General features: G+C 71.8%; 15 protein-coding genes. 4 read left to right on the forward strand and 11 right to left on the reverse strand.

Features of this window, described 5'->3' with window-relative positions; genetic code table 11:
• Nucleotides 1–13: 13 nt before the first annotated feature.
• Genes ACTWPV_RS37390 through ACTWPV_RS37405 form a run of 4 tightly spaced genes read right to left on the reverse strand, consistent with a single transcriptional unit; the run spans nucleotide 14 to nucleotide 4,614 of the window.
• Nucleotides 14–1,162: a thiolase domain-containing protein gene (locus ACTWPV_RS37390; protein WP_347643366.1), complete on the reverse strand. Its 1,149-nt coding sequence runs from the start codon at nucleotides 1,160–1,162 to the stop codon at nucleotides 14–16.
• Entirely contained in the window at nucleotides 1,162–2,181 is a 1,020-nt protein-coding gene (locus ACTWPV_RS37395; protein WP_443155403.1) for a lipid-transfer protein, read from the reverse strand. Before ACTWPV_RS37395 ends, ACTWPV_RS37390 begins: the two co-directional genes overlap by 1 nt.
• On the reverse strand, nucleotides 2,178–3,077 hold the full coding sequence (locus ACTWPV_RS37400; RefSeq protein WP_443155404.1) for a Zn-ribbon domain-containing OB-fold protein: 900 nt from the start codon (nucleotides 3,075–3,077) through the stop codon (nucleotides 2,178–2,180). The genes ACTWPV_RS37395 and ACTWPV_RS37400 overlap by 4 nt, the downstream gene beginning before the upstream one ends.
• A complete protein-coding gene (locus ACTWPV_RS37405) occupies nucleotides 3,067–4,614 on the reverse strand; it encodes an acyl-CoA synthetase (RefSeq protein WP_443155405.1) in 1,548 nt (515 codons plus the stop codon). The genes ACTWPV_RS37400 and ACTWPV_RS37405 overlap by 11 nt, the downstream gene beginning before the upstream one ends.
• Nucleotides 4,615–4,731: 117 nt before the next feature.
• Here ACTWPV_RS37405 and ACTWPV_RS37410 point away from each other — a divergent pair, with 117 nt between their 5' ends.
• On the forward strand, nucleotides 4,732–5,541 hold the full coding sequence (locus tag ACTWPV_RS37410) for a crotonase/enoyl-CoA hydratase family protein (RefSeq protein WP_443155406.1): 810 nt from the start codon (nucleotides 4,732–4,734) through the stop codon (nucleotides 5,539–5,541).
• 244 nt (nucleotides 5,542–5,785) lie between these two features.
• Nucleotides 5,786–6,202, forward strand: coding sequence for a peptidase inhibitor family I36 protein (locus ACTWPV_RS37415; protein WP_443155407.1), 417 nt, complete (start codon nucleotides 5,786–5,788; stop codon nucleotides 6,200–6,202).
• On the opposite strand, the gene ACTWPV_RS37420 is transcribed toward ACTWPV_RS37415, so the two are convergent.
• From ACTWPV_RS37420 to ACTWPV_RS37440, 5 genes are all read right to left on the reverse strand, one after another.
• A complete protein-coding gene (locus ACTWPV_RS37420) occupies nucleotides 6,199–7,305 on the reverse strand; it encodes an NAD(P)H-dependent flavin oxidoreductase (protein ID WP_443155408.1) in 1,107 nt (368 codons plus the stop codon). The genes ACTWPV_RS37415 and ACTWPV_RS37420 overlap by 4 nt on opposite strands.
• Nucleotides 7,306–7,388: 83 nt before the next feature.
• Entirely contained in the window at nucleotides 7,389–8,126 is a 738-nt protein-coding gene (locus tag ACTWPV_RS37425) for an SDR family NAD(P)-dependent oxidoreductase (protein WP_347643360.1), read from the reverse strand.
• A complete protein-coding gene (locus tag ACTWPV_RS37430; RefSeq protein ID WP_443155409.1) occupies nucleotides 8,123–9,442 on the reverse strand; it encodes an FAD-binding protein in 1,320 nt (439 codons plus the stop codon). Before ACTWPV_RS37430 ends, ACTWPV_RS37425 begins: the two co-directional genes overlap by 4 nt.
• Entirely contained in the window at nucleotides 9,439–10,326 is an 888-nt protein-coding gene (locus ACTWPV_RS37435) for a decaprenyl-phosphate phosphoribosyltransferase (protein WP_347643358.1), read from the reverse strand. Before ACTWPV_RS37435 ends, ACTWPV_RS37430 begins: the two co-directional genes overlap by 4 nt.
• Complete coding sequence (locus ACTWPV_RS37440) at nucleotides 10,323–11,243, reverse strand: DUF3068 domain-containing protein (protein ID WP_347643357.1); 921 nt, start codon at nucleotides 11,241–11,243, stop codon at nucleotides 10,323–10,325. Before ACTWPV_RS37440 ends, ACTWPV_RS37435 begins: the two co-directional genes overlap by 4 nt.
• Nucleotides 11,244–11,362: 119 nt before the next feature.
• Between ACTWPV_RS37440 and ACTWPV_RS37445 the strand changes: the two genes are divergently transcribed.
• A complete protein-coding gene (locus ACTWPV_RS37445; protein ID WP_443155410.1) occupies nucleotides 11,363–12,616 on the forward strand; it encodes an acyltransferase family protein in 1,254 nt (417 codons plus the stop codon).
• On the opposite strand, the gene ACTWPV_RS37450 is transcribed toward ACTWPV_RS37445, so the two are convergent.
• Nucleotides 12,553–14,382, reverse strand: a complete 1,830-nt coding sequence (locus tag ACTWPV_RS37450) for a hypothetical protein (protein ID WP_443155411.1) — start codon at nucleotides 14,380–14,382, stop codon at nucleotides 12,553–12,555. The genes ACTWPV_RS37445 and ACTWPV_RS37450 overlap by 64 nt on opposite strands.
• A gap of 113 nt (nucleotides 14,383–14,495) precedes the next feature.
• Here ACTWPV_RS37450 and ACTWPV_RS37455 point away from each other — a divergent pair, with 113 nt between their 5' ends.
• On the forward strand, nucleotides 14,496–15,236 hold the full coding sequence (locus tag ACTWPV_RS37455) for a class I SAM-dependent methyltransferase (protein WP_443155412.1): 741 nt from the start codon (nucleotides 14,496–14,498) through the stop codon (nucleotides 15,234–15,236).
• On the opposite strand, the gene ACTWPV_RS37460 is transcribed toward ACTWPV_RS37455, so the two are convergent.
• Nucleotides 15,177–16,145, reverse strand: a complete 969-nt coding sequence (locus ACTWPV_RS37460) for a DUF3068 domain-containing protein (protein WP_443155413.1) — start codon at nucleotides 16,143–16,145, stop codon at nucleotides 15,177–15,179. The two genes, ACTWPV_RS37455 and ACTWPV_RS37460, sit on opposite strands and share 60 nt — an antisense overlap.
• Nucleotide 16,146: the final 1 nt, after the last annotated feature.

A 16,146-nucleotide genomic window follows, 5' to 3' on the forward strand; every position in this document is an offset into this window, starting at 1 on the left:
CCTGCCTCGCAGGTCACGGTCTGTCGCGTCCGACGATCCACATCGCGAAGAACTGGGATCCTCCGCCGTAGGCGTGGCCGAGCGCCGTGCGGGCGCCGTCCACCTGGTGCTCGCCCGCCGTCCCGCGCACCTGCAGCGCGGCCTCGGCGAATCTGATCAGCCCGGACGCCCCGATCGGGTTGCTGGACAGCACGCCGCCCGAGGCGTTCCACGGGATGTCACCGTCGAGTGCCGTGGCGCCCGACTCGGTGATCTTCCATCCCTCTCCTGCCGCGGCGAACCCCAGGTTCTCCAGCCACATCGGCTCGTACCAGGAGAACGGCACGTACACCTCGGCGACGTCGATGTCGCGGCGCGGGTCGGAGATGCCGGCCTGGCGGTAGACGTCGGCCGCGCAGTCCTTGCCCGCCTGCGGGCTGACCGTGTCACGCCCGGCGCGGAAGATCGGCTCCGAGCGCATGGCCGTGCCGTGCACCCAGGCGGGGGTGCCGGTGGCCGCGGACTCGGACGACAGCACCATGGCGCAGGCGCCGTCGCTGGACGGGCAGGTCTCCAGGTAGCGGATGGGTTCCCAGAGCATGGGCGTGGACTCGACCATGGCCCGGTCGATGCCGGGGATCCTCAGGTGGGCGTACGGGTTCTTCAGCGCGTTCAGCCGGTCCTTGACCGCGACGAGCGTGCCGATGTGGCCGGGGGCGCCCGACGTGCGCATGTACTCGCGGATGTGCGGCGCGAAGTAGCCGCCCGCGCCCACTACCAGGGACGCGCTGAACGGCAGGTGTGTGGAAAGCGCCCAGGTGGCGTTCGACTCCGACTGTTTCTCGAACGCCACGACCAGCACCCGCTCGTGCACCCCGCCCTGGATGAGCGAGGCGCCGACGAGGGCCGTCGAGCCGCCGACGCTGCCCGCGGTGTGCACCCGCATCATCGGCTTGCCCGCCGCGCCGAGCGCGTCCGCCAGGTACGACTCGGGCATCATCACGCCCTCGAACAGGTCGGGCGCCTTGCCGATGACGACGGCGTCGATGTCCCTGAACGTCAGCCCGGCGTCCTCCAGCGCCCGCAGCGCCGCCTCGCGCACGAGCCCGGCGATCGAGACGTCCGTGCGCCTGCTGCGGTAGCGCGTCTGCCCGATGCCGACGACAGCACAACGGTTTCCCACTACGCCTCCAACACGGTGACGAGGTTCTGCTGCAGGCAGGGGCCGCTCGTGGCGTGCCCGACGGTGCGGCGGGCGGCGCCGTCGTGAATGCGCCGCGCGGCCTCGCCCACGCGGATGAGGCCCGTGGCCATGACGGGGTTGGCCGCCAGCGGGCCGCCGGACGGGTTGATCTCCGTCTCGTCGCGCAGGCCGAGCGCCTCCCGCAGGATGATCTCCTCGTGCGGGAACTGGGCGTGCAGCTCCGCCACCTCGACGGGGCCCTTGCCGACCCCCGCGGCGCGTGCGGCGTCGGCGGCGGAGGCCGAGCGCGCCAGGTCGCGCATGCCCAGGTAGTGGGGCTCCGTGCGGTGGGCGATCCCCCGGATGTAGGCGGGCCGGGGGCACAGCCGGCTCGCCAGGTCGCCCGCCGCGAGCACGACGGCGGCGGCGCCGTCGGTGATGGGCGGCACGTCCGTCGTCTTCAGCGGCCGGACGGCGACGTCCTCGCCTTCGGGGTCCGGCAGGTCGAGCGCGTACGGGTTGCGCCGCCCGTCGGCCCGGCTGCGCCTGACGATCTCGTCCAGCTCCGCCCGGTCGGCGCCGGCCGCGTTCGCCTGGAGCGCGGCGTAGGAGAGCTGGTCGAGCCCGAGCGGCGCCAGGTAGTACGGGTCGAGCTGGAGGGTCATGATCGTGCGCAGGTCGCCCAGCGACGACTTGCCGAAGCCGTAGACCAGGGCCGAGTCGACGTCGCCGTGCTGGAGGCGCACCCATGCCTCGTACAGGGCCCAGGCGCCGTCCATCTCGACGTGGCTCTCGGAGATGGGCGGCCAGGCGGCGAGCGCGTCGAGGGCCGACACGAACGAGAAGGGGGCGCCCGCCAGGTAGTCGCAGCTGCCGGAGCAGGTGAAGCCGAACCGCTTGAGCCCGGTGCGCTCCTTGACCTCGCCGATCACGGGGCCGATGAGCTCGGGCTCGGTCAGGCCGGTGTCGTGGCCCGTGTGCCGCGTCTGGGCGAACGCGACGATCGCTACGTCTCTCATGGCCGCTCCACGTCGGGCTCGCCGGTGGGGGCGAACCAGCGGATGTTCGCCATGGACGCCGTCCGTTCGTGCTCGGGGACCCAGACGGCCTTGACGCGCATGCCCTGGCGTACGTCGTGTGCTGGTATGTCCCCGATCAGGGCGATCATGGGGATGTCGCTGCCGTCGAGCAGGATGTACGCCGACACGAACGGCACCTCGGGGGCCCGCGGGTCGGGCAGGTTGTTGATGGCGAACGTGGTGATCGTCCCGGTGTCGGGGAGTTCGAGCGTCTCCGGGATGGCGTCTCCGCATTCCGGGCAGGTCAGCCGGTACGGCACGTACACCTTGGCGCAGGTGGCGCAGCGGCCGCCGAGGAAGACGCCGCGTTCGATGCCCTCCAGGAAGACGCGGAGGGCGCCGCCCGCCTGGAGGCGGTACTCGGTGCGGACGTTGGCCACGATGTCGGTGACCTCAGGAACGAAACACGAAATGTCGGTAATCTGGCCGGTGGGGCGGTCTTTCCAGACCGGCCACACCCGCAGGCCCGCCCGCAGCCTTCTAGGATCACCCGCGTCCACGGCGTGCACGAGCGCGGTGTCCGCGCCGTCGAGCCTGATCAGCGCCCAGGCGAAGGGGCGGTCGAGCGGGTGGCCCGCACCGGGCTCGGGCACGTACGCCCACGTCGTCACCGTCCCCGCCGGGCCGACCTCGACGAACTCGCCGGTGACCGGTTCGCCGGTCGCGGGGTCGTACTCGAGGGGCGGCACGAGCACCTTGCCCTCCTTCGTGCGCACCCCGACGATGCGGCGGCCGCGTAATTCGCTGAGGAACCGGCCGATCACCGGGCCCGTGGTGCGCGTGTAACCGCCCGGGAACTCCAGAACGTGCCGGGCTACCAGCGGATCAGATGGCACGGTCGTGTCCCTCCCAGTACGGGTCGCGTAGCTTGCGTTTGACCAGCTTGCCGTTGGGGTCGCGGGGCATCTCCGCGATGAAGTCGATGCTCCTGGGCCACTTCATCCTGGCCAGGCGGCCCTCCAGCGACGCGAGCAGCTCGGCGGCCAGCTCCGGCCCCGGCTCGATGCCGGGCGCGGGCTCGACCACGGCCTTGATCTGCTCACCCCACTCCTCGTCCGGGATGCCGAACACGGCCACGTCCGCCACCTTCGGGTGGACCATGAGCTCGTTCTCGATCTCGGCCGGGTAGATGTTGGCGCCGCCCGAAATGATCATGTCGGCCTTGCGGTCGCAGAGGTAGAGGAAGCCCTCCTCGTCCAGGTATCCGATGTCCCCTACGGTGAAGTAGTCCTTGAGCCGGTTGGCGGCGGTCTTGGCGGGATCGCCCTTGTACTCGAACGGGACGCCCATCATCTTCATGTAGATCGTCCCGGGGGTGCCGGCCGGCACCGGCTCGCCCTGGTCGTCCACGACGAGCAGCTCGCTGATCGGCCAGGCCGAGCCCACCGTGCCCGGGTGCGCCTTCCAGCCCTCGGGCGTGGCCAGGGTGCCGCCGCCCTCGGTGGCCGCGTAGTACTCGTACACGCAGTCGCCCCACCACTCGAACATCGCCCACTTCACCGGGACCGGGCAGGGAGCGGCGGCGTGGATCATCCACCGCAGCGAGGAGAGGTCGTACGCGTGCCTGGTCTCCTCGGGCAGCGCGAGGAGCCGCTTGAAGTGGGTCGGGACCATGTGGGAGCTGGTGACGCGGTGCCGCTCGCACAACCGCAACATCTCCTCGGCGTCCCACCGGTCCATGTAGACGAGCGTGTGGCCCATGTGCAGGGCGCTCCCGCCGAACTGGGTCACTGCCGTGTGGTAGCTCGGCGAGGTCACCAGGTGGGCGTTGGGGCGGCCCGGCGTGATGCCGAACAGCCCGAGCAGACCCGTCATCAGCTCGGCCGAGTCGTCCGGATCCATCCCGCTCAGGTGGCGCCTGACGCCCTTGGGCTTGCCGGTGGTGCCCGAGGTGTAGTGCATGGTGGCGCCGGCGGTGCGGTCATCGGGCGCGGTGCCGGGCTGCCCGTCGGTCAGCTCGCGGGCCGGGCGGAAGCCGGCGGCCTGGCCGCCCAGGACGAACCGGCGCCCCGGCTCGACGGCCTCGGCGCCCCTCGCGCCCTCCTGGAGGAAGCGCGGGTGCACGAAGAACGCCTTCGCCTCGCTGTCGGAGACGATGTACGCGATCTCGGGGCCGGTCAGATGCCAGTTGACCGGGGTGTAGTACCACCCGGCCTGCAACGCGGCCAGGTAGAGGACGAGCCCGTCGGCGCCGTTCGGAACCAGCCCGCAGACGCCGTCGCCGGGCTCCAGCCCGAGACCGCGCAGGCCGTGCACGAGCCGGTTCGAGCGGGCCAGCAGGTCGCCGGCGCGGTGCTCCGTACCGTCGGGGTCGACGGCGGCGATCCACTCGGGGTCGGCCTGCGCGAGCCTCCAGAAGCCGAGCGTGCCCATCTACTCCCCCTGCTCATGGCCGGACCCAAACAGGAACCTGTTCTCGTTTGATGGGGGGAGCGTATCCTGGGGCGAAAGTTTGTAGCAAGCGCTTGATTCAGCAATTCGGAGGCATCCGTGGAGCTCCTGCCGATCAGCACCCCCCACTGCCGGGTCGAACGCGACGGCCACGTCCTGACCGTCACCATGAACCGGCCGGAGGCCCGCAACGCGCTCTCCTCGGACATGCTGGTCGGCCTGGCCTCGGCCTGGGCGTACGCGTCGGCGGAGCCGGAGATCCGGGTCGCCGTCCTGACCGGCGCCGAGGGCACGTTCTGCTCCGGGGCCGACCTCAAGGCGATGGGGCAGCCGTCCACCGACCCCGAGGTCCAGGCCAGGGCCGCGCGGATCCCCGATTTCCACTGGAAAGGGCTGCTGCGCCAGGACCTGCCCGCCAAGCCGGTCATCAGCGCGGTCGAGGGGTACGCGGTCGCGGGCGGTACCGAACTGCTGGTGGGCACCGACCTGCGGGTGGTGGCGGAGTCGGCCACGCTGGGCCTGTTCGAGGCCAAGCGCGCCCTGTTCCCCATGGGCGGGAGCGCCGTACGCCTGCCGCGGCAGATCCCGTACTGCCACGCCATGGACCTGCTGCTCACGGGCCGCGCGATCACGGCCGCGGAAGCGCTGTCCATGGGCCTGGTCAACCGGGTGGTCCCCGACGGGCAGGCGCTCGCGGCCGCCCGCGAGCTGGCCGAGGACGTCGCCGCCTCGGGCCCGCTGGCGGTCCAAGCGATCCTGCGCACCTACCGCGACACGCTCGGCCTGGCCGAGCCCGAGGCGCTGAAGGTCTCGGACGAGCTCGGCTGGCCGGTGATCGGTTCGGAGGACGCCAAGGAGGGCACCCGCGCCTTCCGCGAGAAGCGCTCTCCCGTCTACCGCGCCCGCTAGTGCTAGTGGTTGGTGCGGTCCAGATGCCGCCAATCAAGTCCACCACGCCGTGATCAGCCCGCAGCGGATCGCGTGGCGGCCACGGCCGCTGAGCGTCATCCCTGACGATGTTTCGCAGCGGATGAGCAGTCTCTGTTCATGTCCGAAACCGAGGGGCCCTCGTCCTTGAGTTTCGGTGTTGATGTAGTCATGATCGACACTAACTATTCGACGTCGGCCATGAGGCCGAACGGAAAGGACATTCATGAAGAAGGCCCTCGTCTGCACATTTCTCACCATGGCCACTTTCACGTGGACTTCGGGGGCGGCTGCGCACGCCGATTCTCGGAATTCTATCCGGGATGGGGTGATCTGCCTCTACGAGCACGACAACTACAAGGGTGGACAGGCCTGTTTTGGTTCACACGCTTGGGACCTGTCGTGGACCGGAGGGGAAGACGGGGTAGGGCGAAATTGGAATGGCACGAATCGAGCGGTCGAGAACGGCGCGAGTTCAGTGAAGAACAACAGTAGATACTGGGTCTTTCTATATGACGGCAGAAACTACAAGGGCACGTTTTACAAGGCGAAGCCGTACTCCAGCGACGCTGATCTGACGAAGAACTCCGGCAACCCGTCTTTCGACAACCGCACGAGCTCGCTGGCATTCAAAGGCATCTAGTCGCCGGTGATGCGCCCCAGGCGTTCCAGCGCCTCGCCGTACTCCTCCACCAGCCCGAACACCACGTCCTTGGTCGACCTGACCTGGTTGGTGACGCCGATGATCTGACCGGCGGGGAACGTGGCCAGCTCCGACACGTCCGAGCGGCCGATGCGGCGCAGCGCGTCCGACACCAGCATGAACTGCAGCGGCATCGGCAGCGTGCCCGGCGACTCCTCCGACTCCCACGCCTCGGTCCACTCGTTCCTGAGCAGCCGCGCCGGCTTGCCGGTCCAGCTGCGCGAGCGCACCGTGTCGCGGGACGTGGCCGCCAGGATGCGCCGCTTGGCCATCTCCGGCGTGTCCGCCTCCTCGACCGTGAGCCACAGGGATCCGGTCCACACGCCCTCCGCCCCCAGCGCCATCCCCGCCGCCATCTGGCGGCCGTTGCCGATGCCGCCCGCCGCCAGCACGGGCACGTCCACGGCGTCCACGACCTGCGGGATCAACACCATCGTGGAGATCTCGCCGGTGTGCCCGCCGGCCTCCGTGCCCTGGGCGACGACGACGTCCACGCCCACCTCCACCTGCTTGAGCGCGTGGCGGGGCGTCGAGGCGAGCGCGGCGACCTTGACGCCCCGCGCGTGGGCGAGGTCCACCACGTCGGCGGGCGGCGGGCCGAGCGCGTTGGCCAGCAGCGCGGTCGGGTGCCGCAGGGCCACCTCGACCTGCGGCCGGGCCGTGGCGTCCGTCCAGCCGAGCAGCACCCGCCCCGGGTCGGCGTCCGAGGACAGCGCCGGCACGCCGTGCCTGGACAGCAGGTTCTCCACGAACGCGCGGTGCCCGTCGGGGATCATCGACTGGAGGCGGCCGACCAGCTCATCGGGGGCGAAGTCCGCGCCCTCGTACGAGGCGGGCATGACGACGTCCACCCCGTACGGGCGGCCGTCCACGTGGTCGTCGATCCACTTGAGCTCCACCTCGAGCTCTTCCGGCGTGAAGTAGAGAGCCCCGAGCACCCCCATGCCGCCCGCGCGGCTGACGGCGGCGACCACGTCCCTGCAGTGGCTGAAGGCGAAGATCGGGAGCTCGATTCCGAACATGTCCGTGACCCGTGTCCGCATGGACCGACGATAAGTCCGGGCGAGCCATACTGCAACGCGTTCTACTCTAGAACGTTCGCTCGGTCAGCCTCATGGAATGCGTTCTAACGAGGCAGCCTGCGCCAGAGAGGGCGGGGCAGCAGCCGCAGCAGGCCGAAGGCGGGCCCGAGCGCCCGCGGCACCCAGACGGAGGACGATCCGTCACGCAGCGCGGCCACCGTGGCCAGCGCCACCTGCCGCGGCGTCGAGGACAACGGCGCGGGCGCCAGCCCCTTCGTCATCCGCCCGATCACGAAGCCCGGCCGCACGATCAGCACCCTCGCGCCCGACCCGTGCAGGGCGTCGCCCAGCCCCTGCGCGAACCCGTCGAGCCCGGCCTTGGCCGAGCCGTACACGAAATTGGCCCTGCGCACGCGCGCGCCCGCCACCGACGACAGCACCACGAGCGTGCCGTGGCCCTGCTCGCGCAGCACCCTGGCCGCGTGCAGCCCTGCCGACACGTGCGCGCCGTAGTTGACCGCCACGGCCTCGGCGGCGGCCACGGGATCGGCGTCGTAGCGCTCCTGGGTCCCCAGCACGCCGAACGCGGAGATCACCACGTCGAGGTCGCCCACCAGCTCCGTCGCCCTGGCGAAGACGGCGCCGTGCCCGTGGACGTCCAGCGCGTCGAACGGCACGACATGGACCTCCGCGCCGAGGTCGGGCGGGTCGAAGCCGCCCCGCGCGGCCAGCACCACCCGGCTCGCGCCCAGCCCCGCCAGCAGCCTGACGATCTCCAGCCCGATCTCGCTGCGCCCGCCGAGCAGCAGCACGGTGTCGACCCCGCCGAGAGCGTTCTTCACAACCGCAGCCTCCTGGCCAGGTCGGAGCGGAACAGCCCGGCGGGATCGGCCTCGTCCCTGATCCGCCGCCACCGCTCCAGCTCGGGATACATCTCCGCCATCATGGCAGCGCCCAGCCGCGCGTCCTTGGCGAGATAGACGCGCCCGCCCGCCTCGGCCACCCGCCGGTCGAAGCCGCGCAGCAGGCCGCTCAGCCCGCGCCCGCCGGCGGGCAGGTCCAGGGCCAGGGTCCAGCCGGGCATGGGGAACGACAGCAGGCCGCCCGAGCCTGGCCCGAACCTCTTGAGCACCGTCAGGAACGACGGGCTGCCGTGCTCCGACAGGGTCGCGACGATGCCGCACAGCGTCTCCTCCGCGCCGAAGGGCACCGCGAACTGGTACTGGACGAAGCCGCGCGGGCCGTACATGCGGTTCCAGCCCTCGACGCCGTCGAGCGGGTGGAAGAACGGCGCGATGCCCTGCGTGAGGGTCCTGCGCCGCGGCGCCCTGCGGTACCAGACCTCGTTGAACGCGCGCAGGCTCAGCCCGTTGAGCAGCCCGCCGGGCACCCACGCGGGGGCCCGCACCAGCGCGCCGGGCGCGAACGGCGACGCCTGCCCCACTTCGGCGGGCGTCGCGTGATCGCCCCTGGTGAGCACGCTGCGCCCCATCCGGCGGCCCCGGGCGAGCAGGTCGATCCAGGCCACCGAGTAGCGGTGGCGGTCGTCGGTGCCCGCCATGACCGCCATCGTCTCGTCCAGGTCCGCGGTGCGCTGGACGTCCACCCGCATCATGGACGTCTCGATCGGCACGCAGCCGAACGTGACCTCGGCGATCACCCCGGTCAGCCCCATGCCGCCGACCGTGGCCGAGAAGAGCGGGTGGCCGGGGCGGAGGGTCAGGACCTCGCCGCCAGCGGTCACCAGGGTCAGCGAGCGGACGTGCGCGCCGAACGAGGAGTCGCGGTGGTGGTTCTTGCCATGGACGTCGGCCGCGACGGCGCCGCCGACGGTGACGTGCCGCGTGCCGGGGCTGACGGGGACGAACCAGCCCCTGGGGACGAGCGCCGTCATCAGCGTGTGCAGGCTCACACCGCCGGAGGCCGTCACCAGGCCGCCGCCCTCGTCGAAGTGCCACGCGTCCAGGCCGGTGCAGTCGAGGACGAGCCCGCCGGCGTTCTGCGCGGCGTCGCCGTACGAGCGGCCGAGGCCCCGCGCCACCACGCCCCGGCGCGGCGCGGACGCGACCAGCTCGCGCAGCTGCCCGACGGTGCGGGGCCTGGCGAGCCGCGCGGGCGTGGGCGCCGTACGCCCCCAGCCGGTCAGGAACGTGGTCACGCGTAGATCCCCAGGCCGACGAGGAGGACGAGCACGGCGGCGAAGAGCAGGGTCGGCCGGTCGCGCAGGGCGATCTCCTCGGGCTCCTCGCCTCCCCCGCGCTCGACCAGCAGGTTGTGCCGGAGCACGAGCAGGACGAAGGGGACGATGCTGAGCCCGTAGAACAGGTCGTCGTGCGCGTTGAGCGCCCACAGGCAGTACGTCACGATCATCGCGCCCGAGCACATGGTCCGCACCTGGGCGAGGTAGGCGGGCGAGTAGGCGGCCAGCGTCGCGCGCGTCCCCGCCGCCTCCACGAGGCGCAGCTCGGCCTCGCGCTTGCCCGCCACCAGTTGCAGCGCGGCCAGCGAGACGACCACCAGGAACCACCCGGTCACCGGCACGTCGACCGCCACGGCTCCGGCGTACGCCCTGATCACGTGGCACCCGGCGACCGCGATCAGGTCCACGACCTCCTGGTGCTTAAGCCACAGCGTGTACGACAACGTCAGGACGAGGTAGCCGGCGACCACGGCGGGCGGCTTCCAGCTCCCGGTGAGCGCGGCGACGGCGGGCGCGAGGAGCAGCAGCGCGACGCCGGTCACCCGGGCGGCCCGCACCGACACCGCTCCCGCCGCGACGGCCCGCCGCCGCTTGCGCGGATGCAGCCGGTCGGCCGCCACGTCGGAGGCGTCGTTGATCAGGTACGAGCCGCTCGCGGCCAGGCAGAACGCGGCGAGCACCAGCAGCGCGGCGAGCAGGTCGCGCGGCTCGCCCAGCACCCCGGCGGCCATGGGGGCGGCGAGGACCAGGACGTTCTTCAGCCATTGGCGGGGCCTGGCGGCCCTGACCAGCGCCAGCGCCGGCGTGGCCGCCCGGGGACGAGCCACCACGCCCTGGCTCATGAGGTCCTGCGGCCGCGCAGGGTCAGCAGGAGGCCCGCCACGAACAGCACGACGCCCACCACGCCGAGCACGACGGGCAGCGTCACCCTGATCAGGTCGATCTGGCTCTTGCCCTCTCTCGCGTCCTTGACGAGCCCGTCGACGGTGTCGTCGGTCATCTTGGCCGTGGCCACGAACGCCTTGGAGCGCTCGACGCCGTCGTCGCTCTTGAGCACCTCGTCGCGCTGCTGCTCCTGGCGGACGGGCGCGCCGGTGGTGGGCTCGATCCAGAAGGTGTTGGTGCCGGAGTAGACGCGGTCGAGCTGCACGTCGCCGGATTCGCCCATGTCGAACCAGTCGGCGGGCGCGGTGAGCGTCTGCGTCTCGGTCTCGGGGACGACCTGCTCGAACTTGTACGTGTTCAGCCCGCCGACCTGCTCCTCGCCGACGAACTTGGCCTCGAACGCCTTGCCCGCCGTGGAGTTGAAGACCATGTAGCTCTTCTTCTCCACGTCGAACGGGAACTTGTAGATCTGGCCCTTCAGCTCCACCGGCTCCTTGTCGATGCTGACGCCGCAGCAGTTGAGCCCGACGCCCGAGCGCTTGTCGAAGGCGCTGCGCCGCTCGGTGAAGTCGATGCCGGGCTTGCCGTGGGTGACGTCGTTCACGGCGGTGAACTCGTCCCACACGACCCGGTCGCCGGACGCCTCCTTCACGTCTCCGCGCGTGGTGACGATGATGTCGAGGTCGGCGGTCAGCACCTTGCCGTCGGCGACGCTGAAGTACTGTGCGCCGGTCGCCCGCAGCTTGCTGATCCCGTACTGGTCGCCTGCGGCGCTCATGAGCGCGGGCGCCACCTGGAAGCGCACCAGGGGAGCCAGAACGACGAGGAATGCCCCGACGGCGATGAGGACGCTGCCAACGACGACCCGGTTCATCGACCCTCCATGTGCCAGGTGCACGGACGCCTGTCTGGGTGGTTAAGTACTGAAACCAAGTTTCTACTCGCCGGTATGTTATTGCGGGGAGTGACCATCGTCACCAGGGATGCGGAAACGTGACCGAAACAGGTTCTACATCGGCGCGGCTGCCGGTGATCTCCGGCCGCCAGGCCCCGCTCGACGGCATCCGCGCCGTGGCCGCCTTCTCCGTGCTGCTCTTCCACGTCGCGATGGAGGCGGGAACGGCGCTGGAGCCGGGGTTCCTCGGCGGCGTGTTGTCGAGGGGCGAGATCGGGGTGCCGATCTTCTTCACGCTCTCCGGCCTGCTGCTCTACCGCCCGTGGGCGGCGGAGGTGCTGACCGGCGAGCGGCCCCCGGACACGCGCCGCTACCTGTGGCGGCGCTTCTTCCGCATCATCCCCGCCTACTGGCTGGTGGTGGCCGTGGCCCTCCTGCTGTGGGGCGGGGCCCACCGGTCCGACCCGTGGACGTGGGCGCAGCTGGCGTTCCTCGTGCACATCTACGACCTGGCCCCATGGTGGTACGGCCTCGGGCCCAAGGGGCTCGGCCAGATGTGGAGCCTCGCGGTCGAGCTGACCTTCTACCTCACGCTCCCGCTGATGGCGGCGGCGCTGCGCTGGTTCGCGCTGCGCGCGGGAGCCGACCTGCGGGCCAGGGCCAGGCGCCTGCTGATCGGGCTGGCCGCCTTCGGCGCCCTGTCGTACGTGTACACGATCTTCGAGTACTTCCCCGAGTACCGCCCCTGGATGAACGTGTGGTTGCCACGCTCGTGGACGTTCTTCGTGCCCGGCATGGCCCTCGCGGTCCTGACCGTCTGGGCCAGGGCGGAGGACGGTCGGGTGCGCCGCCTGTGCGCGGCCCTGGCCGGCTCGTGGGGCACGTTGTGGCTGATCGCCGGGTTCGCCTACCTGATCGCCGCCACCCCGGTGACCGGGCCGCGCTTCGTCGGCCTGGGCGGCATCTGGACGGCCTTCTCCGAGCAGGCGCTCTACACGCTCGTCGCCTTCTGTCTCGTCGCGCCCGCGGCGCTGGAGGCCCAGCGGCCCACCCGGCTGGGCGGGCTGCTCGGCGGCCGGGTCATGAGCTATCTCGGCAGGATCTCGTACGGGGTCTTCCTCTGGCAGTTCGTGGTCATCTACCTCTGGTACGACTTCACGGGCCAGCGCCCGTGGACCGGCGACCTCGTCCTCAACCTCGTCGCGATCAGCGCCCTGACCGTCGCCCTCGCCGGGCTCACGCACCGCTACGTGGAGGAGCCCGCCCGGCGGCTGATCCGGTTCGTCCCTCACGCCGCGGGCGGGGCGGGCCCCGGCTCCCCGAAGGCCGCGGCCCTCAGGCAGAACGCCTGACCCTGGCCGCCCGCCGCGCTGATCCGCATGCCCTTGCCGGCCCCGTCGTGCGGCACGTAGTAGAGCGCGCCCGTCTCGCCGGTTGCCGGCAGCGTGGCCGCCCGCTCGGCGCCGCCGAGATCCACCACCACGTGCACCTGCCGGGGGCTGGTGTAGGCCAGGGCCACCACCATGCCGGGGCCGCCGGGGGACTCGACGGGGAAGACCTTGTCCTTCGCGAAACACTTCTCGCCCTTCATCGCGTCGAAGAACGGCGCCACCCGGCCCACCGGGACGAGCTTGCCCGTGGAGTCGAACACGTACGGCTTCGCCGAGGGCCGCGGGTCGCGCATGCGCCGCCGGAGCCCGGGATCGGCCAGCGGCGCGAGCGCGTACGACGTCAGCCTGCGGGCGCCGTTCCACGGCAGGACGACCTCCGGCGGCACGGGACGCGGGTAGATGTCGGTCTCCGGCGCGGCGGTGGCCAGGGAGGCCCGCGCGTTGTCCATATATTTCCTGATTTTGTCGCCGCTGAGGGTATCACCGTAGGCGTTGATCGAGACCAGCGACGCGACGAGCACGGCCACGGTCAGCACGCTCGCGGCCATGGACAGGCCGCCGCCCACCGGCCGGCGGCGGGCGTCCTGCTCGCCCTCGACCGGATGCCAGGCCAGCGCCAGGCAGAGGGCGAACAACACCGCGGCGTCGGCGACGTACCGGGTCTCCGCGCCGACGAGGTCCCACGCGGTCGCCCGCGCGATCGTGGTGGGGATCGCGTCGGCCACGACGACGTACGCGGCCAGGATCGCCCAGGCCCGCCACGCCCGCCTGCGGTACACGCACGTGACCACGACCAGCAGCGCGAGCAGCACCCATGCCGCGATCACAGTGGCCCGGGCCGGGTCGGCCAGCCCGCCGGTGGAGGTCAGCCCGCCCCAGCGCAGCGGGCCGCCGACGGCGCCCGTGGGAAAGGTCTCCCCCAGTAACCTGCGCAGCAGCCCCGGCACCACCTCGGCCTTCGGCCCGGTCAGCGCGTCCGGGCCGGCGGTGTCGCGGCGCAGCAGGTAGAGCACGGCGTACCCGGCCAGCAGCACGCCGTGCGCCCACCAGACCGGCCTGCGCAGCTCTGCCCCCAGCGCCCGCAGCCACAGGCCCCTTCCGAGGTAGGCGCTGGTGACCCCCAGCACGACGAAGGGAATGAACACCCCCTTCGTGGAGCAGGCCATCCCGGCGGCGGTCCAGATCAGGGCGTGCCAGCGGCCCCTGCCCTCGCGGACGTACCTGACGTGCGCCGCGAGCGCGGCGACCAGCGCGAGCTGCAGCGGCACCGCGTTGAGCGCCGCCGACCACCAGCTCATCGCGGGCACGGTGAGCGGCGCGAACGCGTAGACGGCCAGGGCGGCCAGCACCACGGCGCGGTCGCCGAAGAGCCGCCGCAGCAGCACCAGGAACACGATCGAGGCGGCCGCCTGGAGCGCGAGCGTCACGAACGACACCAGCGCCCAGCTGTACGGCGCCACCCAGGTGAGCAGCCACACCAGGGCCAGCGAGCCGGGCATGAGATGGCCCTTGTGCACGCGGGTCAGGTAGTCCCAGGTGAACCCGCTGTCGGCGGCCCCGGCCACGAAGAGGAAGTCGTCCTCGACGAAGTACGCCTTGCTGAGGACGTGGGCCCTGAAGATCAGCGAGACCAGGACGAGGAGCAGGCCGACGCCCACGATCGGCCCGGTGCGGATCGAGGGCAGCGTGATCCGCACGGGTTCGGAGCTCCTGGCGCCTTCCGTCATCGTCGATTCCTTCCGCTGCGTCAGAGATGCCCCGAACGGACTGCCGTGTCGGCTCTGCCGGGCCCGCCCGCGGCAGGCCGGCAGGCGGGTTCGGTGTTGGTAGGCTCCGCGCCGTGGACACCCCCGCACCGTTCCGAGCGGATCTCGGCAGGTCCGTCCGGCTGCTGCGCGCCTTCCGCCTGGAGCAGAGCAACCCGGACTTCTTCTACGGCACGCTGGCCATGGACACCGTCGCCCAGCTCGGCACGTACACGGAGCTGGCGGGCGCCACGGTGGCCGACGTCGGGGGCGGTCCCGGCTACTTCGCCGACGCGCTGCGCGCGGCGGGGGCGCGCCCGGTGTGCGTCGACTGCGACGCGGGTGAGATGCGCCTGCGCGACGGCCGGCCGCCGCGCGACGCCGTGCTGGGCAGCGCGCTCGACCTGCCGCTGGCCACGGGCTCGGTGGACGTGTGCTTCTCGTCCAACGTGCTGGAACACGTCCCCGACCCGCTCAGGATGGCCGCCGAGATGGTCAGGGTCACCCGGCCCGGCGGGATCGTCTACCTGTCGTACACGGTGTGGCTCTCGCTGTGGGGCGGCCACGAGACCTCCCCCTGGCACTACCTGGGCGGCCACTACGCCGCCCGGCGGTACACGCGCAGGCACGGCAGGCGGCCGAAGAACGTCTACGGCGAGAGCATGTTCGCCGTCGGGGTGGCCCGCCCGCTGGCCTGGGCCAGGCGCTGCCCCGACGCCGAGCTGCTGGACGCGGTCCCCCGCTACCATCCCCGCTGGGCCCGGCATGTCGTCCACCTACCTGGCGTCCGCGAGCTGGTCACCTGGAACCTGCTCCTCGTCCTGCGCCGCAGGTGAGCGCCGCGGCATGAGCAGGAGCGCGGCCACGAGGCAGCCCGCGCCCGCCACGCCGCCGCCCACCGGCGCGACCGTGCCCAGCAGCAGGATCCAGCGGCGGTAGGCCGCCGCCGTGTCCAGCGCCGCCACGACGTCGGCCTCGCTGGTGCGGAACGTCGCGTCCAGCGCGGTCAGCCGGCCCCGCTCGTCGGCCGTGACCAGCGTCTCCTTCACCTCTTCCACCGTCCTGACCGGCTGCCCGCTGACCGGCTCGACCCAGTACGTACGCCGGATCTCGGCGTAGCGGCCCAGCCCGACGTCGCCCTTGCCGGGCAGCCCGACCAGGCGGCGCGGCAGCGGCGCCGTCTCGCCCGGCACCAGCCGGCGCGGCGTGCGCTGGACATAGCGGTAGGTCTCGACGCCGCCTATCCGCTCGACCCCGTCGAAGGCGGCCGTGACCGGCACGCGCAGCCGCAGGTCGAACAGCGTGTAGTCGCGGCGCTCGGCGTTGAAGGGCCAGCGGAACGCCTGGCCGGTTTGCCGGATCGTGGTGTCCTCGTCCAGGTACTCGCCGCAGCAGTTGACGATCGCGCCCGTGCGGCGGTCGAAGGCCAGGCGCCGCTCGTGGTAGTGGAGCCGCTCCTCCTCCCGCGTGGCCAGGGAGACCGACTCGCCCCACACCGCGCGGTCCTCGTCGCCGGCCAGCACGTCGCCGATCAGCCAGCGGGTCCGGACCAGCTCGCCCACCACCGGCCGCATCGTGGCCGGGTCGAGGTAGGTCGCCGACTCCGCCACCGACCGGGTCATGCTCTGCTGCTCCAGCGGCGCTTTGAGCACCTGGGCGGCCACGTACAGGCGGGTCAGGGGGATGAGGGTCAGCAGGAAGGCGCCCACGCCGGCCAGCACCAGCGCGAGGTTCCTGCGGCTCATG

It is taken from the genome of Nonomuraea sp. KM88, assembly GCF_052245635.1.
Classification (GTDB): domain Bacteria; phylum Actinomycetota; class Actinomycetes; order Streptosporangiales; family Streptosporangiaceae; genus Nonomuraea.

Excerpts from the sequence above, each read along its gene's own strand:
- ACTWPV_RS37395 (WP_443155403.1), bottom strand. The coding sequence starts at position 2,181 with ATGAGAGACGTAGCGATCGTCGCGTTCGCCCAGACGCGGCACACGGGC.
- ACTWPV_RS37405 (WP_443155405.1), bottom strand. The coding sequence starts at position 4,614 with ATGGGCACGCTCGGCTTCTGGAGGCTCGCGCAGGCCGACCCCGAGTGG.
- ACTWPV_RS37415 (WP_443155407.1), top strand. The coding sequence starts at position 5,786 with ATGAAGAAGGCCCTCGTCTGCACATTTCTCACCATGGCCACTTTCACG.
- ACTWPV_RS37420 (WP_443155408.1), bottom strand. The coding sequence starts at position 7,305 with ATGCGGACACGGGTCACGGACATGTTCGGAATCGAGCTCCCGATCTTC.
- ACTWPV_RS37435 (WP_347643358.1), bottom strand. The coding sequence starts at position 10,326 with ATGAGCCAGGGCGTGGTGGCTCGTCCCCGGGCGGCCACGCCGGCGCTG.
- ACTWPV_RS37440 (WP_347643357.1), bottom strand. The coding sequence starts at position 11,243 with ATGAACCGGGTCGTCGTTGGCAGCGTCCTCATCGCCGTCGGGGCATTC.
- ACTWPV_RS37450 (WP_443155411.1), bottom strand. The coding sequence starts at position 14,382 with ATGACGGAAGGCGCCAGGAGCTCCGAACCCGTGCGGATCACGCTGCCC.
- ACTWPV_RS37460 (WP_443155413.1), bottom strand. The coding sequence starts at position 16,145 with ATGAGCCGCAGGAACCTCGCGCTGGTGCTGGCCGGCGTGGGCGCCTTC.